Source organism: Pseudomonas sp. (assembly GCF_035497915.1).
GTDB lineage: Bacteria > Pseudomonadota > Gammaproteobacteria > Pseudomonadales > Pseudomonadaceae > Serpens.
Map to the genome: position 1 here is coordinate 57,319 of NZ_DATJCS010000017.1, position 24,587 is coordinate 81,905.

At 68.0% G+C, this 24,587-nt stretch carries 19 protein-coding genes; 7 read left to right on the forward strand and 12 right to left on the reverse strand.

The window, feature by feature from the left end; genetic code table 11:
* Positions 1-84: 84 nt before the first annotated feature.
* Together VL129_RS06120 and xseA are read left to right on the forward strand one after the other, a co-directional pair.
* Positions 85-687, forward strand: coding sequence for a tRNA-uridine aminocarboxypropyltransferase (locus VL129_RS06120; protein ID WP_325411132.1), 603 nt, complete (start codon positions 85-87; stop codon positions 685-687).
* Between the two features lie 19 nt (positions 688-706).
* Complete coding sequence (xseA, locus tag VL129_RS06125; protein WP_325411281.1) at positions 707-2,086, forward strand: exodeoxyribonuclease VII large subunit; 1,380 nt, start codon at positions 707-709, stop codon at positions 2,084-2,086.
* Positions 2,087-2,270: 184 nt separating this feature from the next.
* On the opposite strand, the gene VL129_RS06130 is transcribed toward xseA, so the two are convergent.
* Together VL129_RS06130 and VL129_RS06135 are read right to left on the reverse strand one after the other, a co-directional pair.
* On the reverse strand, positions 2,271-2,534 hold the full coding sequence (locus VL129_RS06130) for a hypothetical protein (RefSeq protein WP_325411134.1): 264 nt from the start codon (positions 2,532-2,534) through the stop codon (positions 2,271-2,273).
* Positions 2,535-2,683: 149 nt separating this feature from the next.
* Positions 2,684-3,874 (reverse strand): CaiB/BaiF CoA transferase family protein, encoded by a 1,191-nt coding sequence (locus VL129_RS06135; protein ID WP_325411136.1) that lies wholly within the window; start codon positions 3,872-3,874, stop codon positions 2,684-2,686.
* Between the two features lie 149 nt (positions 3,875-4,023).
* On the opposite strand from VL129_RS06135, the gene VL129_RS06140 reads away from it, so the two are divergent.
* Both VL129_RS06140 and VL129_RS06145 read left to right on the forward strand, forming a co-directional pair.
* Complete coding sequence (locus VL129_RS06140; RefSeq protein ID WP_325411138.1) at positions 4,024-5,025, forward strand: AraC family transcriptional regulator; 1,002 nt, start codon at positions 4,024-4,026, stop codon at positions 5,023-5,025.
* Between the two features lie 74 nt (positions 5,026-5,099).
* A complete protein-coding gene (locus tag VL129_RS06145) occupies positions 5,100-5,771 on the forward strand; it encodes a DUF502 domain-containing protein (protein WP_037008471.1) in 672 nt (223 codons plus the stop codon).
* On the opposite strand, the gene VL129_RS06150 is transcribed toward VL129_RS06145, so the two are convergent.
* The gene (locus VL129_RS06150; RefSeq protein ID WP_325411141.1) at positions 5,772-6,968 is read right to left on the reverse strand and encodes an MFS transporter; all 1,197 of its coding nucleotides are present in this window, start codon (positions 6,966-6,968) and stop codon (positions 5,772-5,774) included.
* Between the two features lie 144 nt (positions 6,969-7,112).
* Between VL129_RS06150 and VL129_RS06155 the strand changes: the two genes are divergently transcribed.
* Complete coding sequence (locus VL129_RS06155) at positions 7,113-7,877, forward strand: dienelactone hydrolase family protein (RefSeq protein WP_325411143.1); 765 nt, start codon at positions 7,113-7,115, stop codon at positions 7,875-7,877.
* A gap of 246 nt (positions 7,878-8,123) precedes the next feature.
* Here VL129_RS06155 and rpsA read toward each other — a convergent pair whose 3' ends face one another.
* The 8 genes from rpsA to mtnA form a co-directional block, all read right to left on the reverse strand.
* A complete protein-coding gene (gene rpsA / locus VL129_RS06160) occupies positions 8,124-9,806 on the reverse strand; it encodes a 30S ribosomal protein S1 (protein WP_325411145.1) in 1,683 nt (560 codons plus the stop codon).
* A gap of 144 nt (positions 9,807-9,950) precedes the next feature.
* Complete coding sequence (gene cmk / locus VL129_RS06165) at positions 9,951-10,634, reverse strand: (d)CMP kinase (RefSeq protein ID WP_325411147.1); 684 nt, start codon at positions 10,632-10,634, stop codon at positions 9,951-9,953.
* A 1-nt stretch (position 10,635) separates the two neighbouring features.
* Positions 10,636-12,870: a bifunctional prephenate dehydrogenase/3-phosphoshikimate 1-carboxyvinyltransferase gene (locus VL129_RS06170; RefSeq protein WP_325411149.1), complete on the reverse strand. Its 2,235-nt coding sequence runs from the start codon at positions 12,868-12,870 to the stop codon at positions 10,636-10,638.
* Entirely contained in the window at positions 12,863-13,972 is a 1,110-nt protein-coding gene (hisC, locus tag VL129_RS06175) for a histidinol-phosphate transaminase (protein ID WP_325411151.1), read from the reverse strand. The genes VL129_RS06170 and hisC overlap by 8 nt, the downstream gene beginning before the upstream one ends.
* 51 nt (positions 13,973-14,023) lie before the next feature.
* Positions 14,024-15,121, reverse strand: coding sequence for a prephenate dehydratase (gene pheA / locus VL129_RS06180; RefSeq protein ID WP_325411153.1), 1,098 nt, complete (start codon positions 15,119-15,121; stop codon positions 14,024-14,026).
* Positions 15,121-16,203: a 3-phosphoserine/phosphohydroxythreonine transaminase gene (gene serC, locus VL129_RS06185; RefSeq protein WP_325411155.1), complete on the reverse strand. Its 1,083-nt coding sequence runs from the start codon at positions 16,201-16,203 to the stop codon at positions 15,121-15,123. Before serC ends, pheA begins: the two co-directional genes overlap by 1 nt.
* A 153-nt stretch (positions 16,204-16,356) precedes the next feature.
* Positions 16,357-19,080 (reverse strand): DNA gyrase subunit A, encoded by a 2,724-nt coding sequence (gyrA, locus tag VL129_RS06190; protein WP_325411157.1) that lies wholly within the window; start codon positions 19,078-19,080, stop codon positions 16,357-16,359.
* A gap of 136 nt (positions 19,081-19,216) precedes the next feature.
* Positions 19,217-20,278: an S-methyl-5-thioribose-1-phosphate isomerase gene (gene mtnA / locus VL129_RS06195; protein WP_325411159.1), complete on the reverse strand. Its 1,062-nt coding sequence runs from the start codon at positions 20,276-20,278 to the stop codon at positions 19,217-19,219.
* A gap of 222 nt (positions 20,279-20,500) precedes the next feature.
* Between mtnA and VL129_RS06200 the strand changes: the two genes are divergently transcribed.
* Entirely contained in the window at positions 20,501-21,841 is a 1,341-nt protein-coding gene (locus VL129_RS06200; protein ID WP_325411161.1) for a TRZ/ATZ family hydrolase, read from the forward strand.
* A 16-nt stretch (positions 21,842-21,857) separates the two neighbouring features.
* Here the strand turns inward: VL129_RS06200 and gliR are convergent, their stop codons facing one another.
* Positions 21,858-22,874, reverse strand: a complete 1,017-nt coding sequence (gene gliR / locus VL129_RS06205; protein ID WP_325411163.1) for an AraC family transcriptional regulator GliR — start codon at positions 22,872-22,874, stop codon at positions 21,858-21,860.
* Between the two features lie 116 nt (positions 22,875-22,990).
* Between gliR and VL129_RS06210 the strand changes: the two genes are divergently transcribed.
* Entirely contained in the window at positions 22,991-24,586 is a 1,596-nt protein-coding gene (locus VL129_RS06210; RefSeq protein ID WP_325411165.1) for an FAD-binding oxidoreductase, read from the forward strand.
* Position 24,587 lies beyond the last annotated feature (1 nt).

The window sequence follows — 24,587 nt, forward strand, 5'->3', positions numbered from 1 at the left end:
GAATTCGCTCCCACAGGTTCATGCACGGCGCCGCTTTCGTGGGAGCGCTTCAGCCACGATGCTTTTCTCGCCAATGGATACCTCATGCCCCGCCCCACCTGCCCCCGTTGCCGCCGCCCGCTGAGCCACTGCCTGTGCGCGCTGATCCCGCGCCTGGACAGTCGCACCCGCGTGCTGATCCTGCAGCACCCGGACGAAAGCGGCCACGCGCTGAACACCGCGCGGCTGGCGGCGCTGGGACTGGTGAATGCCGAGCTGCTGGTCGGCGAAACCTTCGGCGAGGAGCTGGCCGAGCGCCTGGCCGATCCCGCCTACCGCAGCCTGCTGCTGTTCCCCGGCGAACAGGCCGAACTGCCCGTCCCGCAGCGCGCCGATGAGCGCCCGCTGCAACTGATCGTTCCCGACGGCACCTGGCGCAAGGCGCGCAAGCTGCTTTACCTCAACCCCTGCCTGGAAAGCCTGCCGCGTCTGTGCCTGCCGGAGGGGCTGACCTCCCGCTACCGCCTGCGCAAGGCGCCGCAGCCGGGCGCGCTGTCCACCCTGGAAGCCGTCGTGGAAACCCTCTCGCGGCTGGAGCCGGAGCACCGCTTCGACGATCTGCTGCGCCCGTTCGAGGCGCTGATCGAAGGGCAGATCGCCGCCATGGGCGAGTCCACTTACCAGCGCAACCACGCGACGCGTGGGTGATTCACGTATCATCGCCGCCATGCGTAACGACCCCTTCGAACGCCTCCACCTCGACCGCGAGGTGCTGAGCGTCAGCCAGCTCAACAACCGTGCCCGCCTGCTGCTGGAGGATGTCTTCGCCCAGGTGTGGGTGGAAGGCGAAATCTCCAACCTGGCCCGGCCGGCCTCCGGCCACGTGTATTTCACCCTCAAGGACGGCCAGGCCCAGGTGCGCTGCGCACTGTTCCGGCAGAACGCCCTGCGCGTGCGCCAGGCGCTGCGCGACGGGCTGGCAGTGCGGGTGCGTGGCAAGGTCTCGCTGTTCGAGGGGCGTGGCGATTACCAGTTGATTCTCGACAGCGTCGAGCCGGCCGGTGACGGCGCGCTGCGCCTGGCCTTCGAAGCGCTGAAGGGCAAGCTGAGCGACGAGGGGCTGTTCGCCGCCGAGCGCAAGCGCCCGCTGCCCAGCCATCCGCGGCGCATCGGCATTGTCAGTTCACCGACCGGTGCGGTGATCCGCGACATCATCTCGGTGTTCCGCCGCCGCGCGCCGCAGGTGGAACTGACCCTGGTGCCCACCGCCGTGCAGGGTCGCGAAGCCACCGCGCAGATCGTCCGCGCCCTGCAGCTGGCCGACCGCCAGGGCTTTGATGCGCTGATCCTGGCCCGTGGCGGCGGTTCGCTGGAGGATCTCTGGTGCTTCAACGAGGAAGCGGTGGCCCGCGCCTTGGGCGCCTGCGTCACCCCGACGGTCAGCGCCGTGGGCCACGAGACCGACGTATCGATCTGCGACTTTGTCGCCGACATGCGCGCGCCCACGCCCTCGGCCGCCGCCGAACTGCTGGCGCCGCACAGCGCCGATCTGCAGCAGCGCCTGGCGGTGCTGGAACGCCGTCTGCAGCTGTGCATGCGCCAGCACCTACACCGCGAACAATTGCGTCTGGAGGGCCTGCTGCGCCGCCTGCGCCATCCGGGCGAGCGCCTGCAGCAGCTGGCGCTGCGCGTGGACGATCTGGAGCGGCGCCTGCATCAGGCGCTGCAGCGCCGTCTGGGGCAGTCACGGGAACGCCTGCTGCGCCTGGAACACCGCCTGGCCAGCCGCCATCCCGGGCGTCAACTGGCCCTGCTGCGCCAGCGCCTGGACAGCCTCGCCGAACGCCTGCCGCGCGCCACCCTGACCGGCCTGCGCCAGCGCCGCCTGCAACTCGCCGCGCTGGCGCAGACCCTGCAGGTGGTCAGCCCGCTGGCCACCCTGGGCCGGGGCTACAGCATCCTGCTGGACGAGCAGGGCCGGGCCATCCGCGACGCCCGCCAGACCCACGTCGGCCAGCGCCTGGAAGCCCGCCTGGGCGACGGTCGCCTGAGCGTGCGCGTGGAAGACAATCACCAGGAGCCGGTGAATCTGTCGTTGCTGGACTGAGCCTGCGCCTGCAGGGTGGACAGCGCTTTTTTGTCACCATGCCCCGCGCACAGGCCCGCCCGGCGGCCGGAACAGCGCTGATCGCCCTACGCTTTGGACTCGCCTTGCACCACCCAATAGAAGCGCCCAAAAAACAACACCGGCTCAAGGCCGGTGTCGTGTGGAGCGCCATCCGCTGTCGCGATCAGCGCGCCTTTTCGAAGCAGGCCACACCATCGGTGCCGAAGCGATTGGCAGTGGTGTACTCGGAGACGTAGACCAGCTTCCAGCCATCGTACTTGGCGAAAGCGTTGTCCATCTCCTTCTTGGAGCGCATATCCACCTGCTCGCAGCGGGTGGTCACGTTCGCACCGTTGTTGGTATCCCACTTGGCCGAGGTGATGTTGGCCGGGGCGCAGCCTGCCAGAACAACGGTCGACAGGGCGAGCAGCAGCAATTGCTTTTTCATGCAGACATCCTTGCGGTAAGACGGCTAAGAGAAAGGGGCCCGATGCCGGAGGGGCTGGGCGGCGCAAAGCTATCAATTAGCCATCACCCTGTCCATTCGGCGTTGTCCGCCTCGTCATGCCCCTGGCAGCCAGAAAAACGCTAACCGCCCTACGTTCGCGCCCCGCCCAGCACGCCGCGGGCCCGCAAATCCTGAACCCGCTCCTCGTCATACCCCAGTTCGCGCAGCACCTGTTCGCCATGCTCGCCCAGCGCCGCGCCGCTGTGGCGTGGTGGCGGCAGGCCGGCGGAGAACTTCAGCGGGCAGGCCAGCTGGCGCAACGGGCCGGATGGGCCGGGCACCTCGGTGACCAGCTGGCGCGCCGCGATCTGCGGATGCTCCAGCGCCTCGCTTAACGACAGCACCGGTTCCACGCAGGCGTCCAGGTCGGCGAACAGCGCCTGGCACTCGGCGAGGCTGCGCCGCTCGATCTCGGCGGCGAACTCGCCCTTGAGGGCCTGCTGATCCTCCGCCCGTTGCGACAGGCCGCGCGCCGCCAGCTCCGGCCGCCCCAGCGCCTGACAGAAGGCCTGCAAGAACTGCGGCTCCAGGCAGCCGACGGCCAGCCAGCGGTCATCGCGGGTGCGGTAGTAGTCGTAGAAGCCGCCGCCATTGAGCGGCTGGTTTTCCAGTCCCGGCTCGACGCCGCCGGCCAGATAGCCGGCGCCACCCAGGGCGTGCAGGCTGAAGGCGCAGTCGGTCATGCTGACATCCACCTGCTGGCCTTCGCCGCTGAGCTGGCGCTGGATCACCGCCGCAAGCAGACCCACCACGCCGTGCAACGAGCCGCCGGCCAGGTCGGCGATCTGCACGCCCTGCGGCACCGGGCCACTGTCGCGCCGGCCGGTGCCGGCGGCCAGGCCGCTGAGCGCCAGGTAGTTGATGTCGTGGCCGGCGCGCGCCCGATACGGGCCGGTCTGGCCGTAGCCGGTGATGGACACGTAGATCAGCCGCGGATTGATACGCTTCAGGGCCTCGTAGCCGAGCCCGAGGCGTTCCATCACTCCGGGGCGAAACTGCTCGATGAGGATGTCGTAGTCGCGCAGCAGATCATGCACCACCTCCCGCGCCGCCGGTTGCTTGAGGTCCAGCGCCAGGCTGCGCTTGTTGCGGTTGACCCAGGCATGGGCGGCGGAGGCGCCCTGCACGCGGGGCGGCAGCAGGCGCAGCAGATCGGGCCGGCTCGGCGATTCGATGCGCAGCACCTCGGCGCCGAGGTCGGCCAGCAGCAGCGAGGCGAACGGCCCGGGCAGCAGGGTGGAGAAATCGAGGACTTTCAGCGAGGCCAGGGGACCGGGCATGGCGGACTCCTTCTTGAAGGTCCGGCAAGCCTAGGCCGGCGGGCATCCCGCGCTCAATGACCCGAACGCTCGACCGGGCTGATGCAAACGCGCTTGTCCGCGCCCGCCCCGGCTGACTACCATCGAGCGCCTGAGCCAGGGAAGCCACCATGCGCGAACGCACCATTGCCAGTCATTTCGTCCGCGCCGCGCTGCACGGGGCGCGGTTGCGCGACCTGGACATCCCGGCGCTGCTGAGCGAAGCCGGCCTGCCGCCCGCCGTGCTGGAGGAGTCCGCCGCACGGGTGACGGCGGCGCAATACGCACGACTGATCCGCCTGCTCTGGCGGCACCTCGATGACGAGTACCTGGGACTGGCCGGCCAGGCCAGCCTGCCCGGCACCTTTGCCATGATGGCCTGCGCCATCATCCATTGCGGCACCCTGGAGAAGGCCCTGCGGCGTGGCATCCGCTTCTATCGACTGTTCCCCGGCAGCCCCGAGTTCACGCTGCGTCGCGAGGGCGCGCAGGCCTGGCTGTGCCTGCGGGTGGAACCGGCCCATGACCCCGAGCATTTCCTCAGCGAAAGCCTGCTGCTGATCTGGCATCGCCTGGCCAGTTGGCTGATCGGCCAGCGCATCGCCCTCGAGGAGCTCTGTTTCGCCTATGCGCAGCCGCAGCATGTCGCCGAGTACGACCTGCTGTTTCCCGGCGTGCGGCGCTTTGCCGCCGGCTTCACCGGGCTGCGCTTCGCCGCCGCGCACCTGGATCAGCCGCTGCTGCAGGACGAGCGCACCCTCAAGCACTTTCTGGAACAGGCGCCCGCCGACCTGCTCAGCCGTCCGGCAGGCGACGACTCGCTGATCGTGCGCATCCAGCGCCTGCTCGGCCGCGACTGCCGCCAGTGGCCGGACCTGGAACAGCTGGCCCGCCAGCTCAACTGCAGCCCGCAGACCCTGCGCCGGCGCTTGCGCGAGCAGGGCAGCAGTTTCCAGGTCATCAAGGACCAGCTGCGCCGCGACCGCGCCATCTACCTGCTCGGCCGCCCGGAACTGTCCATCCAGGAGATCGCCGAGCAACTGGGTTTCTCGGAGGCATCGGCGTTTCACCGGGCGTTTCGCAAATGGACGCACCTGACGCCCGGCGCCTACCGTGAGCCGGTAGAAAAATGAGACAGAGCCCCGCTTGCAGCCGCTAGCGGAATGGCCAGAATGGAGGCCCTTCGCCTGCCCTGTCCGGATTCGCCATGCTCCTGTCCCGAGGTTTCAAGTCCATCGTCACCACCTGGCTGGCCGGCCTGCTGGCCCTGCTGCCCCTGACCCTCACCCTGGCGCTGGTCACCTGGATCGTCAGCCTGCTCAACCGCTTCGCCGGCCCGTCCACCGGTGTCGGCCAGTTGTTCGCCGTCCTCGGCTATCCGTTCGTGGAAAGCCCGAAGCTGGCCTACCTGCTCGGCACGCTGATCCTCATCGTCGCCATCTACCCGCTGGGGCTGGCGGTGCAGTTGGGGCTGAAAAAGCCGCTGGCCAGGCTGTTCAAGCTGACGGTCGAGCGCATTCCGCTGCTGGGCAAGCTGTACGGGCTGACTGACCGCTTCGTTGGCCTGCTGGACCAGAAGGAAGACGCCGACATTGCCGCCATGAGCCCGGTCTGGTGCTTCTTCGGCGGCGACGGCGTGGCGGTGCTGGCGCTGCTGCCCAATCCAGAGCCCGTCGTGATCAACGGTCGACGCTACCTCGCGGTGCTGGTGCCCACCGCGCCGATCCCGGTGGGTGGCGGCCTGCTGTACATGCCGGTGGAGTGGATCAAGCCGGCGCAGATGGGCATGGATACCTTTACCAGCATCTATGTATCGATGGGCATCACCCCGCCCCCCTACCCGCCCGTGGACAGCCGGCCGGCGGAGCGGGTCGACTGATCAGCCCCGGGCCAGGCGCAGGCTCTGCAGGCTGGCCAGCAGGAACACGCCGGACAGCAGCACCAGCAGCGGCAACCAGCCGGCGTGGCTCCATACCCACCCGCCGCAATAGCCGATGACACTGGAGCCCAGGTAATAGGCGCACAGGTACAGGGCCGAGGCCTGCGCCTTGGCGCCCCGGGCACGCTGGCCGACCTGGCCGCTGGCCACCGCATGGGTGGCAAAGAAGCCCAGGGTCACCAGGCCGAGGCCGAGCGCCACCGCCGGCAGCCAGGGCAGCGCGCACAGCGTCACACCCAGCAGCATGATCATCAGGCCGCCCAGCATCACGCGCGGCGCGCCGAAGCGCGGCACCAGCCGCCCGCCCCAGCCGGCGCTGAGGATGCCGAGCAGATAGACGGTGAACAGCAAGCCGATCACCGTCGAGGACAAGCCGAACGGTGCCGCCGCCAGGCGGAAGCCAATGTAGTTGAACAGCGCAACGAAGCCGCCCATCAGCAGGAAGGCGATGCTGAACAGGATGCGCAGCTCGCGGTTGGCCAGGTGCAGGCGGAAGTTGCCCAGCAGCGTGCGCAGCGACAGCGGCTGCGCGCGGAAATGCCGCGACGGCGGCAGCAGCCAGTGGAACAGCAGCAGCGCCAGCAGACCGAGACCGGCGATGCCGCCGAGCGCCAGCTCCCAGCCACCCAGATCGGCGAACAGGCCGGCCAGCAGGCGACCGAGCAGGCCGCCCAGCGCGGTACCGCCGATATAGAGTCCCATCGCCGCCGGCAGCGAGGGCGGATCGAACTCCTCGCCCACATACGCCATGGCCAGCGCCGGCAGGCCGCTGAGCGCCAGTCCCAGCAGGGTGCGCAACACCAGCAGCGCCTGCCAGTCGTCCACCAGGGCGCTGGCGATGCCCAGCACGCTGGCCAGACCCAGGGCGGCGACCATCACCGGCTTGCGCCCCCAGCTCTCGGCCAGCGCGCCGGCCACCAGCATGGCCAGCGCCAGGCTCAGGGTGGTCAGCGACAGGACCAGGCTGCTGCTCGCGGCGGACACGCGAAAGTGCGCCGCCAGCAGGGGAAGCAGCGGTTGCACGCAGTACAGGAGGGCGAAGGTGGCAAAACCGGCACAGAACAGCGCCAGGGTGGCCCGGCGGTAATCGGCACTGCCGCGCTGGATATAGCCGGCAGAATCGGAAGGAGCAGACATTCGGGTAAAGCACTCGCAGTTCGCCCGGACAAGGGCGGCGCGCAGCCTACCACTTCTCCCCCCGCCCTGCAGGACAAAATGACACAGGGAACCTGCGGACGATCTCAGTGCCTCCTTGATAAGTCCCGCAGCGGAGAAAACGTCATGAGCATCCCCTCTTCCGACGGCCTTGCCCAGGCCGAAATCCACACCCGCGAACTGACCTACCAGAGCGCCGACGGTACGGCGCTGCGGGGCTACCTGGCCAGCGACGAAGCCGAGCATGGACCGCGCCCGGGCATCCTGGTGGCACCCGAGTTCTGGGGACTCAACGACTACATTCAGCGCCGTACCCGCGAACTGGCGGCGCTCGGCTACGCCGCGCTGGCGCTGGACATGTACGGCGAGGGCAGGACCACCACCGACCCGGGCGAGGCCCGCACCCTCATGCAGGCCGCCACGGCCAGCGTGGAAATCACCCGGCAGCGCTTCGAGGCGGCGCTGGATCTGCTGCTGCGCCAGCCGGAAGTCGACCCGCGTCGTATCGGCGCGATCGGTTACTGCTTCGGCGGCAAGCTGGTACTCGACATGGCCCGCCAGGGGCTGCCACTGGCGGGCGTGGTCAGCTTCCATGGCCGGCTGGCGCCGACGGTGCCGGCGACCCCAGGCAGCGTCAGGGCACGCATTCTGGTGGAACACGGCGAGGCAGACAGCATGACCACGTCCGAGCAGTTGCAGGCGTTCCAGGACGAGATGCGCGAGGCGGGTGCGGACTACCGGCTGGTGATCCACCCCGGCGCTCGCCACGGCTTCACCAACCCGCAGGCCGACCAGCGGCGCACGGCGACGCTCGATATCGGCTATCAGCGGGAAGCCGATGAGCGCTCGTGGCAAGACATGAAGGCGTTCTTTGCGGAGGTGTTCGTGTAAGGCGGTTGGCGCTGTTCCGGCCGCTGCGGTGGCCAATGTGTGGCGTTGACCACCCTACGTTCTGGCGGAAGCGGACGTTGTGGGGCCGGGTTTATCCCGGCCGACGAAGGTAGGCGCAACACCCTGCGCCGGCCTGACTCCGTAGGCCCGGTGTAAGCCGACCCCACAGGTGAGCCGCGCCCGGTATTCGCAGCAACAAAAAAGGGCGACCGAAGTCGCCCTTTTTCATCAGCAGGAAATCAGAACTTAGTTCTGGTTTTCCATCTGAGCACGGATCAGATCACCAATGGTGGTCGGACCGGTGGTCTCGGTTTCCTGCTTGGTACGCAGTTCCTTCATCGCGTCCTTCTCGTCCTCGACATCCTTGGACTTGATGGACAGGCTGATGACGCGGGACTTGCGGTCGATGCTGATGATCTTGGCTTCGACTTCGTCGCCTTCCTTCAGCACGTTACGGGCGTCTTCGACGCGGTCACGGCTGATTTCGGAAGCCTTCAGGGTGGCTTCGATGTCGTTGCCCAGGTCGATGACCGCGCCCTTGGCGTCAACTTCCTTCACGGTGCCGCGAACGATGCTGCCCTTCTCGTGGGAGGAGGCATAGCTGGAGAACGGATCGTCTTCCAGTTGCTTGATACCCAGGGAGATGCGCTCACGCTCCGGATCGACGGAGAGGATGACGGTTTCCAGCTCGTCGCCCTTCTTGAAGCGGCGAACGGCTTCTTCACCCGGCTCGTTCCAGGAGATGTCGGACAGGTGAACCAGACCGTCGATGCCGCCGTCCAGGCCGATGAAGATACCGAAATCGGTGATCGACTTGATGGTGCCGGAGATCTTGTCGCCCTTGTTGAAGCTGGACGAGAAGTCTTCCCACGGGTTGGACTTGCACTGCTTGATGCCCAGGGAGATACGACGACGCTCTTCGTCGATATCCAGGACCATGACTTCCACTTCGTCGCCGACCTGAACGACCTTGGACGGGTGGATGTTCTTGTTGGTCCAGTCCATTTCGGACACGTGCACCAGACCCTCGACGCCTTCTTCCAGCTCGGCGAAGCAGCCGTAGTCGGTCAGGTTGGTGACGCGAGCCTGAACACGGGTGCCTTCCGGATAACGGGCCTTGATGGCGACCCACGGATCTTCGCCCAGCTGCTTCAGACCCAAGGAGACGCGGTTGCGCTCGCGGTCGAACTTCAGCACCTTGACGTCGATCTCGTCGCCAACGTTGACGATTTCCGACGGATGCTTGATGCGCTTCCAGGCCATGTCGGTGATGTGCAGCAGGCCGTCCACGCCGCCCAGGTCGACGAACGCGCCGTAGTCGGTGAGGTTCTTGACGATACCCTTGACCTGCTGGCCTTCCTGCAGGGATTCCAGCAGAGCTTCACGCTCGGCGCTGTTCTCGGCTTCCAGGACGCTGCGACGGGAAACGACAACGTTGTTGCGCTTCTGGTCGAGCTTGATGACCTTGAATTCCAGTTCCTTGCCTTCCAGGTGAGTGGTATCACGCACCGGACGCACGTCGACCAGGGAACCCGGCAGGAACGCGCGGATGCCGTTGACGTCGACGGTGAAGCCGCCCTTCACCTTGCCATTGATGACGCCCTTGACCACTTCTTCAGCAGCGAAAGCAGCTTCCAGAACGATCCAGCACTCGGCGCGCTTGGCTTTTTCGCGGGACAGCTTGGTTTCACCGAAGCCGTCTTCCACCGCGTCCAGCGCGACGTGAACTTCGTCACCTACCTTGATGGTCAGCTCGCCCTGTTCGTTATAGAACTGCTCGACCGGGATGACGCCCTCGGACTTCAGGCCGGCGTGGACGGTGACCCAGTCACCATCGATGTCGACCACGATGCCGGTGATGATGGCACCGGGCTGCATGTCCAGGGACTTCAGGCTTTCTTCAAAAAGTTCTGCAAAGCTTTCGCTCATGTTGATTCCTGTTGTTCAAGGCGGTGGATCCGCCCAAAGCCACACTCCAGCCAAATGTGGGTTCGTTCATGTAAAAGACGCTCGCAGGACATGGACTGGTTCCCTGCAAGCTTCCTTGCGATCCTTCGTGGCGAAGCGATCGACTTACCCGACGAGTCCGCGGGCAGCGGCTTCGCCAAGAATTCTTTCGAGCACCTGCTCGATGCTCAGTTCGGTCGAGTCCAGCAGCAGCGCATCGTCAGCCGGCTTGAGCGGCGCGGTGGCCCGCTGCGTGTCGCGCTCATCGCGCGCGCGGATCTCCTCGAAAAGACCCGCGAGGTTAACAGCCTCGCCCTTTTCCTTCAACTGAAGATAGCGGCGACGTGCGCGCTCTTCCACGCTGGCCGTCAGGAAAATCTTCAGCGGCGCGTCAGGAAACACCACCGTGCCCATGTCGCGACCGTCGGCGATCAGCCCGGGCGCGGCCCGGAAGGCGCGCTGGCGGTCCAGCAGTGCGGCGCGCACCGCCGGCAGCGCGGCGACCTTGGAGGCGCCGGCGCCAGCCTGCTCGGTGCGGATGGCACGGGTGACATCCTCGCCGTCGAGCAGCGTGATCTGTTCCTGGCCGGGCTGGCCGGGGATGAATTGCACGTCCAGACGCGCGGCCAGCTCCACCAGCCGCGCCTCGTCGGCCAGGTCGATGCCGTGCTTGCCGGCCCCATGGGCCAGCAGACGATAGATGGCGCCCGAATCCAGCAGATTCCAGCCCAGGCGGTTGGCCAGCAGGCCGGCCAGGGTGCCCTTGCCCGAGCCGCTCGGCCCATCGAGCGCGATGACGGGAGCGGTCATGTCAGGACTCCTTGGCTACGCGGATGCCCACCTGCTCGGCCAGGGCCAGGAAGTTGGGAAACGAGGTGGCGACGTTGGCGCAGTCGTGGATGCGGATCGGCGCCGTGGCGCGCAGCGAGGCGACGCTGAACGACATGGCGATGCGGTGATCGCCGTGCGCCCAGACTTCGCCGCCGCCGATCGGGCCGCCGTGGATGACGATGCCGTCCGGGGTCGGCTCAGCCTTCACGCCCAGCGCCTGCAGGCCATCGGCCATGACCTGGATGCGGTCGGATTCCTTGACGCGCAGTTCCTCGGCGCCGCGCAGCACGGTGCGCCCTTCGGCGCAGGCGGCGGCGATGAACAGCACCGGGAATTCGTCGATGGCCAGCGGCACCAGATCCTCGGGGATGTCGATGCCCTTGAGCTTCGCCGAGCGCACGCGCAGATCGGCCACCGGCTCGCCGCCGACTTCACGTTGATTCTCCAGGGTGATGTCGCCGCCCATCAGACGGAGGATGTCGATCACCCCGGTGCGGGTCGGGTTGATGCCCACGTGCTCCAGCACCAGCTCGGCGCCCTCGGCGATGCTGGCCGCGACCAGGAAGAACGCGGCCGAGGAAATGTCCGCCGGCACCTCGATCTGGGTGGCCGTCAGTTTGTGGCCGCTTTCGACCTTGGCGGTGGCGCCGTCGACCTCGACCGGGTAACCGAAACCACGCAGCATGCGCTCGGTGTGGTCGCGGGTCGGTGCCGGCTCGGTCACCGCGGTTTCCCCGGCGGCGTACAGGCCGGCCAGCAGCAGGCAGGATTTCACCTGGGCGCTGGCCATCGGCATCTCGTAGTGCATGCCGGTCAGTTTCTGGCCGCCGCGAATGGTCAGCGGCGGACGACCTTCGGGACCGGTTTCGATCACCGCACCCATCGCGCGCAGCGGCTTGGCGACACGGTTCATCGGCCGCTTGGACAGCGACGGGTCGCCGGTCAGCGTGGTGTCGAACGGCTGCGCGGCCAGCAAGCCGGAGAGCAGGCGCATCGAGGTGCCGGAGTTGCCCATGTACAGCGGACCGGCCGGCGCCTTCAGGCCGTGCAGACCGACGCCGTGCACGGTGACGCGGCCCTTGTGCGGGCCTTCGATGACCACGCCCATGTCGCGGAACGCCTGGATGGTGGCCAGCGCGTCCTCGCCTTCGAGGAAGCCCTGCACTTCGGTCACGCCATCGGCCAGCGAGCCGAGCAGAATCGAGCGGTGGGAGATGGACTTGTCGCCCGGCACGCGGATTCGGCCGTTGACGCTGCCGCCCGGCTGGGCGAGGAAGATCAGATCATTGTTGGAATGCATGGCGTCCACATAGGCCCGGCGGGCCAGGATTTTGCTGAAATGCTCGCGGGCCACCCGGGCGCGGGTGAACACGCCCAGCAGGTGATGCCCATCCCCTTCGACCACCGCGGCGCGCAGGGCGTCGAGGTCGTCGCGAAAATCGTCCAGCGCCTGCAGCACGGCGTCCCGGTTGGCCAGGAAGATGTCGTGCCACATCAATGGATCGCTGCCGGCGATGCGCGTGAAGTCGCGAAAGCCGCCGGCGGCGTAGCGGAATATCTCCAGGTTCTCGTTGCGCTTGGCCAGCGAGTCCACCAGCGTGTAGGCCAGCAGGTGCGGCAGATGGCTGGTGGCGGCCAGCACCTGGTCGTGGTGCGCCACGTCCATGTGCTCGACATCGGCATCCAGCGCGCGCCACAGGTGGTCGACCAGCGCCAGGGCGTCGGGATCGGTCTCCGCCACCGGCGTGAGAATCACCTTGTGGCGGCGGAACAGCTTCGGATTGGCCGCCGTCACACCGCTCTGTTCGGACCCGGCAATCGGATGACCGGGCACGAAGCGCGCCGGCATGTGACCGAACACCTGGCGCGCGGCGCGCACCAGGTTGCCCTTGGCGCTGCCCACGTCGGTGATTATCGCCTGGCCGAGATCGAGCCTGGCCAGCTGCGCCAGCACCTTTTCCATGACCAGGATCGGCACCGCCAGCTGGATCACGTCGGCGCCCTGGCAGGCGACGGCCAGCTCGGCCTCGCAGCGATCGACCACGCCCAGCTCCACCGCCAGGCGGCGGGACTCGGGGTCCAGGTCGACGCCCACCACCTCGCGGAACAGGCCGGTGGCGCGGATGCCCTTGGCGAAGGAACCGCCGATCAGGCCCAGGCCGACCACCACCAGGCGGCCGAGCCGCGCCTCGTTGGGGTGCTTGAGATCAGCCACGCAGCACGTGCTCCAGCGCGTCGAGGAAACGGGCGTTCTCCGCCTCGGTGCCCACCGACACGCGCAGGAAGGTCGGCATCGCGTAGCCGGCCACCGGCCGCACGATCACGCCCTGGCGCAGCAGCGCGGCGTTGATCGGCGCGGCGTCGCGGCCGAAGTCCACGGCCAGGAAGTTGCCGCGCGAGGGAATCCAGCTCAGCCCCAGTGCCTGCAGGCCAGCTTCCAGCTGGCGCATGCCGGCGCGGTTGACCTGGCGGCTGCGCAGCACGTAGTCCTCGTCGTCCAGCGCGGCGCTTGCGGCGACCAGCGCCAGGCTGTTCACGTTGAACGGCAGGCGCACGCGGTTCAGCACGCCGGCGATGGCTGCCGAAGACGCGCCGTAGCCGATGCGCAGGCCGGCCAGGCCGTAGGCCTTGCACAGGGTGCGCGAGACCAGCAGGTTCGGGTAGCGGGACAGGTACGAGAGACCGTTGGGCAGCTCGCCCGGCTCGGAGAACTCGATATAGGCCTCGTCCAGCACCACCACGACATGCTCCGGCACTCGGGACAGGAAGCGTTCCAGCGCTTCGGCACCGAACCAGGTGCCGGTCGGATTGTTCGGGTTGGCGACGTAGGCGACCCGGGTGTTGGCGTCCATGGCGGCGATCAGGCCATCCAGGTCATGGCCATAGTCGATGGCCGGCACCACGCGGCTTTCCGCGCCAACAGCCTGGGTGGAGATTGGGTAGGCGGCAAATGCATGGGCGCTGAATACGGCGTTGAGGCCCGGCGCCAGGAAGGCACGCGCCACCAGGTCGATGATGTCGTTGGAACCGTTGCCCAGGGTGATGCCCGCCGGGTCGATGGCGAACTTGCCGGCCAGCTTCTGCTTCAGGGCATAGCCGCTGCCATCGGGGTAACGGGTCAGTTCGGGCAGCGCGTCCTGGATGGCGGCCAGCGCCTTCGGGCTCGGGCCCAGCGGGTTCTCGTTGCTGGCCAGCTTGACGATCTGTGCCGGGTCCATGCCCAGCTCGCGGGCCAGTTCCTCGATCGGCTTGCCGGTGACGTAAGGGGACAGCTTCTGTACGCCCGGCACGGCCAGGGCAAGGAAATCAGCACTCATGCGTATAGCCTCGACGGCCAGCGGGCCCCGCGTCGGAGCCCGCCGAAAAGATTAGAGAACAGCCTTGGGGTAGGAACCCAGCACCTTCAATGCCACCGACTCGTCAGCGAGCTTCTCCAGCACACCCTTGACCAGCGGGTCCTTGTGGTGGCCGACGAAGTCGATGAAGAACACGTAGGTCCACTTGCCGCTGCGCGACGGGCGGGTCTCGATGCGCGTGAGGTCGATGCCGTTGGTGTGGAACGGCACCAGCAGCTCATGCAGCGTGCCCGGCTTGTTGCGCATGGAGACGATGATCGAGGTCTTGTCGTCGCCGGTCGGCGGCACTTCCTGGTTGCCGATGATCAGGAAGCGTGTCGAGTTGTCCGGACGGTCTTCGATCTTTTCGTGCAGCTTGGTCAGGCCGTACAAGGTAGAGGCCATGTCGCCGGCAATCGCCGCGCTGTTCCACTCGCTCCTGACCCGCTTGGCCGCGTCGGCGTTGCTGGACACCGCCACGCGCTCGACATTCGGGTAATGGGCGTCCAGCCACTTGCGGCACTGGGCCAGGGACTGGGCGTGGGAATAGATGCGCGAGATCTTGTCGGTCTTGGTGTTTTCGCCGATCAGCAGGTGATGGTGGATGCGCAGCTCCACCTCGCCACAGATCACCAGGTCGTGTTCGAGGAAGCTGTCCAGCGTGTGGTTGATGGCGCCCTCGGTGGAGTTTTCCACCGGCACCACACCGAAGTTCACCGCACCGGCGGCCACTTCGCGGAACACTTCGTCGATTGCCGCCATCGGCTGGCTCTTCACCGCCGCGCCGAAGTGCTTGAGCACCGCGGCGTGGGAGAAGGTGCCTTCCGGGCCCAGGTAGGACACTTTCAGCGGCTGCTCCAGCGCCAGGCAGGACGACATGATTTCGCGGAACAGGCGGGCCACTTCCTCGTTGTCCAGCGGCCCCTTGTTCAGCTCCATGATGTGCTTGAGCACCCAGGCTTCACGCTCGGGGCGATAGAACACCACCTCTTCGCCCGGCTGCAGGCCGGCGGTTTTCACCCGCGCCACATCCTGGGCACACCGCGCGCGCTCGCTGATCAGCTCGAGGATCTTCTCGTCGAGGCTGTCGATGCGAACCCGCAGCGCCTTGAGCTGATCGGCGTCGCTCATCAGGCGTGCTCCTTCTCGAACTCGGCCATGTAGGCGACCAGTGCCTCGACGGCATCCAGGCCGGTGGCGTTGTAGATAGAGGCGCGCATGCCGCCCACCGAACGGTGACCCTTGAGGTTGAGCAGGCCACGCGCATCGGCGCCGGCCAGGAAGTCCTTGTCCAGACGCTCGTCGGCCAGGCGGAACGGCACATTCATCCAGGAGCGCGCGTTGCGGCTCACCGGGTTGCTGTAGAACTCGCTGGCGTCGATGGTGCTGTACAGCAGGTCCTGCTTGGCATGGTTGCGGCGGGCCATGGCCTCGATACCGCCCTGCTCCTTCAGCCACTCGAACACCAGGCCGGCCAGGTACCAGGAATAGGTGGCCGGGGTGTTGTACATGGAGCCGTTGTCGGCGGAGACCTTGTAATTGAGCATGGTCGGGCAGCTGGCGCGCGCCTGGCCGAGCAGATCTTCACGGACGATCACCACCACCAGGCCGGACGGGCCGATGTTCTTCTGCGCGCCGGCGTAGATCATGCCGAACTGCGACACGTCGACCGGACGCGAGAGGATGTCCGAGGACATGTCCACCACCAGCGGCACGTCGCCGGTTTGCGGTACCCAGTCGAACTGCACGCCGCCGATGGTTTCGTTGCTGCAGTAATGCAGGTAGGCGGCGTCCGGGGTCAGTTGCCAGTCGTTCTGGCCGGGGATGCCGAAGTAGTCCAGCGACTTGCCGCTGGCCGCCACGTTGACGTTGCCGAAGCGGCGCGCTTCCTCGATGGCCTTCTTCGACCAGATGCCGGTTTCCACGTAGTCGGCGGTGGCGCCTTCGGGCAGCAGGTTCAGCGGAATCTGCGCGAACTGCTGGCTGGCGCCGCCCTGCATGAACAGCACCTTGTAGTGGTTCGGCACGTTCATCAGCTCGCGCAGGTCCTGCTCGGCCTTCTCGGCGATGGCCACGTATTCGTCGCTGCGGTGGCTCATTTCCATGACCGACAGGCCCATGCCATGCCAGTCGAGCATCTCGGCCTGGGCGCGCTCCAGGACGGCGGTGGGAAGGGCTGCGGGGCCTGCACAGAAGTTATGGGCTCGTTTCACGTCGTTCTCTCTCGATTCGCCGCACACCAGGCCACCCGGCGCTGGTGCTGTTCTTGCGAAATCTGGCGCCAGCGCGCCAGATCCGTCAATTCTTGTCTCCCGGGCCGCGGCCCGGGAACGCGACGGGCGGCACCTGGCCGCCCGTACGTGCACTTAAACGTCCGACGCCTCGTCGGCGTCCTCGCCCGCTTCGGGCACAGCGTCCTCTTCGCCCTCGAGCGCGTCATCCTCGACCGGGGTCGGTTCCTGGACACGTTCGAGGCCGACCAGCACCTCGTCCTTGGCCAGCTTGATCAGGGTGACGCCCTGGGTGTTGCGGCTCAGGCTGGACACTTCGTCGACGCGGGTACGCACCAGCGTGCCCTGGTCGGAGATCAGCATGATCTCCTCACCGTCCTGCACCTGGATGGCGCCGACCAGCTTGCCGTTGCGCTCGTTGGTCACCATGGCGATCACGCCCTGGCCGCCCCGGCCGCGCTGCGGATATTCGTCGATCGGCGTGCGCTTGCCGTAGCCATGCTCGGAGGCGGTGAGGATCTGCGCCTCGCCCTCGGGAATGATCATGGAGATCAGCTGCTGGCCGTCCTGCAGGCGCATGCCGCGCACGCCGCGGGCGGTACGGCCCATGGTGCGCACGTGGCCTTCCTTGAAGCGGATGACCTTGCCGGCGTCGGAGAACAGCATCACTTCGCGACTGCCATCGGTGATGGCGGCGGCGATCAGCGTGTCGCCCTCCTCCAGGCGCAGGGCGATCAGGCCGCTGCTGCGCGGCTTGCTGAACTGCACCAGCGGGGTCTTCTTCACGGTGCCGTTAGCGGTGGCCATGAAGATGAAGGCACCGGTCACGACCTCTTCGGCTTCGCCGGCCTCTTCACCCTCGGCCAGGTCCTCGACCTCGTCGTGCTCGATCACCTCGTCCAGCTCCTCGTCTTCCGGAGCCTGCTGACGCAGCGCTTCCAGGTCGACCTGCAGCATGGCGGTGATGCGTTCGTTCTCGTCCAGCGGCAGCAGGTTGACCAGCGGCCGGCCGCGCGCGGTGCGCGAGGCTTCCGGAATCTCGTAGGTGCGCAGCCAGTAGACCTTGCCCTTGCTGGAGAACAGCAGCAGCGTGGCGTGGCTGTTGGCGACCAGCAGGTGCTCGACGTAGTCCTCGTCCTTCACCCCGGTGGCCGACTTGCCCTTGCCACCACGACGCTGGGCTTCGTAGGAGGCCAGCGGCTGGCTCTTGGCGTAGCCGCCGTGGGAAATGGTCACCACGCGCTCTTCCTCGGGGATGAGGTCGGCGATGGTCAGGTCGGCGTGGGACGCCATGATTTCGCTGCGGCGCGCGTCGCCGTATTCGCTGCGCACCTGCTCCAGCTCTTCGCGGATCACTTCCAGCAGGCGCTGCGGGTTGGTCAGGATGCGAATCAACTCGCCGATCTGGTTGAGGATCTCCTGGTACTCGCCGAGCAGCTTCTCGTGCTCCAGGCCAGTCAGGCGATGCAGGCGCAGGTCCAGGATGGCCTGGGCCTGTTCCGGCGACAGGTAGTACTTGCCGTCGCGCAGGCCGAATTGTTCCGGCAGGTCCTCGGGGCGGCAGGCGTCGGCGCCGGCACGCTCGACCATCGCTTCCACGGCGGAGGACTCCCAGCCGGTGGCCAGCAGACGCTCCTTGGCCTCGGCCGGGGTCGGCGATTTCTTGATCAGCTCGATGACCGGGTCGATGTTCGACAGCGCCACCGCCTGGCCTTCCAGGATGTGGCCGCGCTCGCGGGCCTTGCGCAGTTCGAAGATGGTGCGGCGGGTCACCACTTCGCGGCGGTGACGGACGAACACCTCGAGCATGTCCTTGAGGTTCAGCAGACGCGGCTGGCCGTCGACCAGGGCCACGTTGTTGATGCCGAACACGCTCTGCATCTGGGTCTGGGCGTAGAGGTTGTTGAGCACCACCTCGCCGACTTCGCCCCGGCGCAGCTCGATGACGATGCGCATGCCGTCCTTGTCGGACTCGTCGCGCAGCTCGCTGATGCCTTCGATCTTCTTCTCTTTCACCAGCTCGGCGATCTTCTCGATCAGCCGCGCCTTGTTCAGCTGGTAGGGCAGCTCGGTGACGATGATCTGCTGGCGGCTGCCGGCCTTGTCCATGTCCTCGACGGTGGCGCGGGCGCGCATGTACACCCGGCCACGGCCGGTGCGGTAGGCCTCGATGATGCCCGCGCGGCCGTTGATGATGCCGGCGGTGGGGAAGTCCGGACCGGGGATGAACTGCATCAGTTCGTCGACGGTCAGTTCCGGGTTGTCGATCAGCGCCAGACAGCCGTCCACCACCTCGCCCAGGTTGTGCGGCGGGATGTTGGTGGCCATGCCCACGGCGATACCGGCGGAGCCGTTCACCAGCAGGGCGGGAATCTTGGTCGGCAGGACTTCGGGGATCAGCAGGGAGCCGTCGTAGTTCGGCACCCAGTCCACGGTTTCCTTGTGCAGGTCGGCCAGCAGCTCGTGGGCCAGCTTGGTGCGGCGCACTTCGGTGTAGCGCATGGCCGCGGCACTGTCGCCGTCCACCGAACCGAAGTTGCCCTGACCGTCCACCAGCAGGTAGCGCAGCGAGAAGGGCTGCGCCATGCGCACGATGGTGTCGTACACCGCCGAGTCGCCGTGCGGGTGGTATTTACCGATCACGTCGCCGACCACACGGGCCGACTTCAGGTAGGGCTTGTTCCAGTCGTTGCCCAGTTCGCTCATGGCGAACAGCACCCGGCGGTGCACCGGCTTGAGGCCGTCGCGCGCATCGGGCAGCGCACGACCGACGATGACGCTCATGGCGTAATCGAGGTAGGACTGTTTCAGCTCGTCTTCGATGTTGACCGGGAGGATTTCTTTGGCCAGTTCGCCCATGGAAGCCTGGTTCCTTTAGTCAGCAGGGTCCTGCGATAAGCGCGGGATGGTATCACAGCTTGCCGCGCCAGGCTTCAGGACCCAGGCCGCAACTTTCCGTTATCCGGCGGTAGGTTGCGTGGCGCCGAGCCGGCAATCAATGCAGGCGCTTGCGACACATCAGCTCGGCCAGCTTCGCGGTATCCGGCCGCTCGATCACGCCGCGCTCGGTGACGATCACATCGATCAGGTCGGCCGGTGTCACGTCGAAGGCCGGATTGAACACCTCGACCCCCACCGCCGGGTCGAGCACTTCGCTCGCCGCGTGGTCTTCGAGGGGAATGTCCTCGCCATGCTCCAGGCTCATGTCGATGCACGAGCTGGGCGCCGCCACCATCACGCGCAGGCCGTGGTGCATGGCCAGCACCGTCAGCGGATAGGTGCCGATGGTGGCCGCCACGTCGCCGTTGGCGGCGATGCGCTCGGCGCCGACGATCAGCCAGCCGATGCGCTCGCTCTTCATCAGATGGCCGGCCGCCGCGTCCACACACACGGTGGTCGGCACGCCGTCGCCGTGCAGTTCCCAGGCAGTCAGCCGCGCGCCCTGCAGTCCCGGGCGGCTCTCGCCCACATAGACCTGCTCGACCAGTTCGCCCAGCCAGCCGGCGCGGATCACGCCCAGCGCGCTGCCGAAGCCGCCGCCGGCCAGGGCGCCGGCGTTGCCATGGGTCAGCACCGCGCGAATGCCTTCGTCATGCTGGCGCAGCAACTCCAGACCGAACTGGGCGATGGCCAGATTGGCCTCGCGGTCGCTGGCCAGGATGGCGCCGGCCTCGACTTCCAGCGCCGGAAGCGGGTCCGCCCCGGGCGATAGCCGGCGCAGGCGGTTACGCAGGCAATCCAGCGCCCAGCCCAGGCCGGCCGCCGCCGGTTGCGCCTCGCGCAGCAACTGGAAATCCGCCTCCAGCGCCGCTTGCCAGTCGCCGCCGGCGGCCAGCCGCGCCCGCGCGCCGAGCACCAGCCCGTAGGCCGCCGCAATGCCGATGGCCGCCGCGCCGCGTACCGCCCCATCGCGAATCGCCTCGGCCACGGCGGCGGCGCTGTCCAGCGCCAGCCAGGCTTCGCGGGCCGGCAGCAGACGCTGGTCCCGCACATGCAGGACGCCCTCGCGCCACTCGAGAGCCTTTACCCGTTCCGCCGCCAGCAATCGCTCACGCATGTCCACCGCCCACCCGACACAAAGGGCGCGGATTATACGCACATCGCCGCCGATCCTTGTGGGGCCGGCTTTATGCCGGCCAGCGGAAGCGTGGCTGACGCCTCGGCTACTGACTCACCCCTGTCGGCCGGCATAAAGCCGGCCCCACAGGTTGCGCCCCTTCAAAACCCACCCGACGCGGCCGTACACTGCCGGCCCTGCCACCGTTTTGTGAACGCCATCATGCCCGCCGCCGCTCCGCTCGACCTCCTCCTGTTGCCTGGTTGGCTGGTTCCGGTCGAGCCGGCCGGCGTGGTGCTGAAGAATCACGCGCTGGGCATCCGCGACGGGCGCATCGCCCTGCTCGCCCCGCGTGAACAGGCCCTGCGTCTGGAGGCCCGCGAGGTGCGCGAACTGCCCGGCATGCTGCTCGCCCCCGGGCTGGTGAATGCCCACGGCCACGCCGCCATGAGCCTGTTTCGCGGCCTGGCCGACGACCTGCCGCTGCTGCCCTGGCTGCAGGACCACATCTGGCCGGCCGAATCGGTTTGGGTGGACGAGGATTTCATCCGCGACGGCAGCGAACTGGCCATCGCCGAGCAGCTCAAGGGCGGCGTCACCTGCTTTTCCGACATGTACTTCTACCCGCGGGTGACCAGCGAGGTGGCGCACCGCGCCGGCGTGCGCGCGCAGTTCTGCGTGCCGCTGATGAATTTCGCCGTGCCGGGCGCGCTGGATGCCAGCGACGCGGTGCGCCAGACCCTGCAGCTGTTCGACGAGCTGCGCCATCATCCGCGCCTCTCGGCGGCCTTCGGCCCGCACTCGCCCTATACGGTGACCGACGAACAGCTGGGCCAGGTCGTGATGCTGGCCGAACAGCTGGACGCCAGCATCCAGATGCACGTGCATGAAACCGAGTTGGAGGTGCAGCAGAGCCTGACGACCCACGGCGAGCGGCCGCTGGCGCGCCTGCAGCGCCTGGGCCTGCTCGGCCCGCGCTTCCAGGCGGTGCACATGACCCAGGTGAACGACGAAGACATTCAGCGCCTGGTGGAAAGCAACAGCAGCGTCATCCACTGCCCGGAGTCCAACCTCAAGCTGGCCAGCGGCTTCTGCCCGGTGGAACGCCTGTGGCAGGCCGGCGTCAACGTCGCCATCGGCACCGACGGCGCGGCCAGCAACAACGACCTGGACCTGCTCGGCGAAATCCGCACCGCCGCCCTGCTGGCCAAGGCCGTGCAGCAGGACGCCAGCGCCCTGGACGCCCACCGCGCGCTGCGCATGGCCACCCTGAACGGCGCCCGCGCGCTGGGCCTGGAACAGGATTGCGGCTCGCTGGAAGTCGGCAAGTGGGCCGACCTGGCGGCCTTCGACCTCTCCGGCCTGTACCAGCAGCCGGTCTACGACCCGGTGTCGCAGCTGGTCTACACCGGCGGCCGGCACTGCGTGCGGCATGTCTGGGTCGGCGGCAAGCAGCTGCTCGACGAGGGCCGGCTGACACGCCTCGACGAGGAGCGCCTGCTGGCGACCACCCGCGCCTGGGGCGCGAAGATCGCCGCCGGACGCGCCGCGCCGCGCGACTGAACGCGGCCTGCCACCGTCAGCGCTGCCGCTGGCGATACTCCCCCGGCGTCTGTCCGGTCCACTGCTTGAAGCTGCGGTGGAACGAGCGCGGCTCGCTGAAGCCCAGGTAGCAGGCGATGTCCTGGATCGGCAGCTCGCTGTGGCGCAGGTAGTGCTCGGCCAGCTCGCGGCGCAGCTGATCGAGGATCGCCTGGTAGCTGGTACCGGCCGCCTGCAGATGGCGCTGCAGGGTGCGCAGGGTCATGTGGAACCGCGCGGCGACCCGTTCCTTGCGCGGCAGGCCGTCGCTGAGCATCTCGCGCAGCGCCGCGCGGACCCGCAGCGGTAGCGGCTGGTCGTCCTCCAGGCGGTCGAGCAGACCCAAGGCGTGCGCCTCCAGGGCGCGCAACAGGCCGGCATCGGCCTGGCGCAGCGGCAGACCCAGATACTCCAGCGGGGCCAGCAATGCGCTGTGCGCCTGCTCGAACAGCACCGGACAGCCGAACACCCGCTCGTAGTCCTCGACCCGGCAGCCCGCCGGCAGCGCATGCTCGAACTGTACGCAACTGGGGGAATGCTCCACGCCGGCGATCCAGCGCCCGTAATGCAGCCAGGACGCCAGCACGTTCTCGATCAGGTGTCGGCGCACCGGCTGCTGCGGATGCCGGCAGTGCCAGCTCAGGCGCACCTGGCCATCCTGCTGCTCGATGTGACTGGTGCCCATGTCACCGACCAGCCGCTCGTAGGGCAGGATGCGCGCCATCGCCTCGCCGAGGGTGGCGCAGTTCATGGTGATGTAGCCGAGCACGCTCCACGAGCCGGGCTGCACGTGGCGCGCCGCATGCAGGCCGAACAGCGGATCGGCGGACTGCCGCAGCAGGTGTTCGAGCAGGCGCTCGTGCTGTTCGCTGGGCACCCGCTGGCCGTTGTCGGCCAGGCACTCGGCGCTCAGCCCGGCGGCCTGCCGCGCCGCGGCGCAGTCCAGGCCGAGGGTCTGGGCATGGCTCAGGTACTTGAGCAGGACGGGAACCGCCGTATAGCCGAGTGTCTGCATGCGAGGGGTGTTTTTGGCTCGATTGGCGAATGCGCGTGGCCGGATCGGACAGTGACCGCCACGCGCGGCTGGCTAGTATAGGCAGCCGACACGCGGGACCGACAAGGGGGCAAGGCATGCGGCGCTGGAATGGCTGGGGTGACGAGGGTACCGAGGTACATCTGCCGGAACAGGGCGCGGCCTTTCTCGCCGAACGCCTCGGCCCGAGCCGGCCGCTGGCCGACGCCAGCCTCGCCGAGGTGCTCGCCCAGGTGCCGCCATCGCGCCTGCCCGAGCACCCGCTGATCACCCGCCAGGCCGAGGCGCGCGTGCGCCACGCCCGCGGCCAGAGCCTGCCGGACTGGCTGGCCATGCGCTCCGGCAGCTTCGGCGTGTTTCCCGACGCCGTGGCCCTGCCGCAAACCCCGGCGCAGATTCGCGAACTGCTGGCCTGGGCACGGCAGCGGGACGCCATCGTCATTCCCTACGGCGGCGGCACCTCGGTGGCCGGACACATCAACCCGGCCGCCTCGGCGCGGCCGGTGCTGACCCTGTCGCTGGAGCGCATGAACCAGTTGCTCGACCTGGACGAGGACAGCCGCATCGCCACCTTCGGCCCCGGCGCCAACGGCCCGCAGGTCGAGGCCCAGCTGCGCGCGCGCGGCTACACCCTCGGTCACTTCCCGCAGTCCTGGGAGCTGTCCACCCTCGGCGGCTGGGTGGCCAGCCGCTCCAGCGGCCAGCAGTCGCTGCGCTACGGACGCATCGAGCAGCTGTTCGCCGGCGGCACCCTGGAAACCTTCGCCGGCAGCCTGGAGATCCCGACCTTCCCGGCCTCGGCCGCCGGCCCCGATCTGCGCGAGCTGGTGCTAGGCAGCGAGGGCCGCTTCGGGGTCATTTCCGAAGTCAGGGTGCGGGTCAGCCCGCTGGCCGAGCAGGAGCGCTTCTACGCGGTGTTCCTGCCCGACTGGCCGCGCGCCCTGGCCGGCGTGCGCGCCCTGGCCCAGGCGCGCATCCCGCTGTCGATGCTGCGTCTGTCCAACCCGACCGAAACCGAAACCCAGTTGGCCCTGGCCGGTCACCCCCGTCAGATCGCCCTGCTGGAGCGCTACCTGGCGCTGCGCGGCGCCGGCGCCGGCAAGTGCCTGCTGACCTTCGGCGTGACCGGCAATCGCCAGCAGAACGCCCTGTCGCTGCGCCAGACCCGCCGCCTGCTCAGGAACCACGGCGGGGTGTTCACCGGCACCCTGCTGGGTCGCAAGTGGGCCGAGGGCCGCTTCCGCTTCCCCTACCTGCGCCACGGCCTGTGGGCCGCCGGCTACGCCGTGGACACCCTGGAAACCGCCACCGACTGGGGCAACGTCGATGCGCTGCAGCAGGCGGTCGAGCACAGCCTGCGCCACGGGCTGGCCGACCGGGACGAGCGGGTGCACGTGTTCACCCACCTGTCGCACGTCTACGGCCAGGGTTCGAGCCTCTACACCACCTATGTGTTCCGCCCGGGTGCCGACTATGCCGAGGCCCTGGCGCGTTGGCAGACCCTCAAGCACGCTGCCAGCCGCACCATCGCCAGCCACGGCGGCACCATCAGCCACCAGCACGGCGTCGGCCGCGACCACGCGCCCTACCTGGCGGCCGAGAAGGGCGAGCTGGGCCTGGCGGCGCTTAGCGCGCTGGCACGGCATTTCGACCCCGAGCGGCGCCTGGCCCCGGGCGTGCTGCTGGAGGACTGAG

What these genes read in the sequence shown, in the direction of transcription:
- VL129_RS06120 (WP_325411132.1), top strand. Translation starts at nt 85, where the DNA reads ATGCCCCGCCCCACCTGCCCCCGTTGCCGCCGCCCGCTGAGCCACTGC.
- xseA (WP_325411281.1), top strand. Translation starts at nt 707, where the DNA reads ATGCGTAACGACCCCTTCGAACGCCTCCACCTCGACCGCGAGGTGCTG.
- VL129_RS06130 (WP_325411134.1), bottom strand. Translation starts at nt 2,534, where the DNA reads ATGAAAAAGCAATTGCTGCTGCTCGCCCTGTCGACCGTTGTTCTGGCA.
- VL129_RS06135 (WP_325411136.1), bottom strand. Translation starts at nt 3,874, where the DNA reads ATGCCCGGTCCCCTGGCCTCGCTGAAAGTCCTCGATTTCTCCACCCTG.
- VL129_RS06140 (WP_325411138.1), top strand. Translation starts at nt 4,024, where the DNA reads ATGCGCGAACGCACCATTGCCAGTCATTTCGTCCGCGCCGCGCTGCAC.
- VL129_RS06145 (WP_037008471.1), top strand. Translation starts at nt 5,100, where the DNA reads ATGCTCCTGTCCCGAGGTTTCAAGTCCATCGTCACCACCTGGCTGGCC.
- VL129_RS06150 (WP_325411141.1), bottom strand. Translation starts at nt 6,968, where the DNA reads ATGTCTGCTCCTTCCGATTCTGCCGGCTATATCCAGCGCGGCAGTGCC.
- VL129_RS06155 (WP_325411143.1), top strand. Translation starts at nt 7,113, where the DNA reads ATGAGCATCCCCTCTTCCGACGGCCTTGCCCAGGCCGAAATCCACACC.
- rpsA (WP_325411145.1), bottom strand. Translation starts at nt 9,806, where the DNA reads ATGAGCGAAAGCTTTGCAGAACTTTTTGAAGAAAGCCTGAAGTCCCTG.
- cmk (WP_325411147.1), bottom strand. Translation starts at nt 10,634, where the DNA reads ATGACCGCTCCCGTCATCGCGCTCGATGGGCCGAGCGGCTCGGGCAAG.
- hisC (WP_325411151.1), bottom strand. Translation starts at nt 13,972, where the DNA reads ATGAGTGCTGATTTCCTTGCCCTGGCCGTGCCGGGCGTACAGAAGCTG.
- pheA (WP_325411153.1), bottom strand. Translation starts at nt 15,121, where the DNA reads ATGAGCGACGCCGATCAGCTCAAGGCGCTGCGGGTTCGCATCGACAGC.
- gyrA (WP_325411157.1), bottom strand. Translation starts at nt 19,080, where the DNA reads ATGGGCGAACTGGCCAAAGAAATCCTCCCGGTCAACATCGAAGACGAG.
- mtnA (WP_325411159.1), bottom strand. Translation starts at nt 20,278, where the DNA reads ATGCGTGAGCGATTGCTGGCGGCGGAACGGGTAAAGGCTCTCGAGTGG.
- VL129_RS06200 (WP_325411161.1), top strand. Translation starts at nt 20,501, where the DNA reads ATGCCCGCCGCCGCTCCGCTCGACCTCCTCCTGTTGCCTGGTTGGCTG.
- gliR (WP_325411163.1), bottom strand. Translation starts at nt 22,874, where the DNA reads ATGCAGACACTCGGCTATACGGCGGTTCCCGTCCTGCTCAAGTACCTG.
- VL129_RS06210 (WP_325411165.1), top strand. Translation starts at nt 22,991, where the DNA reads ATGCGGCGCTGGAATGGCTGGGGTGACGAGGGTACCGAGGTACATCTG.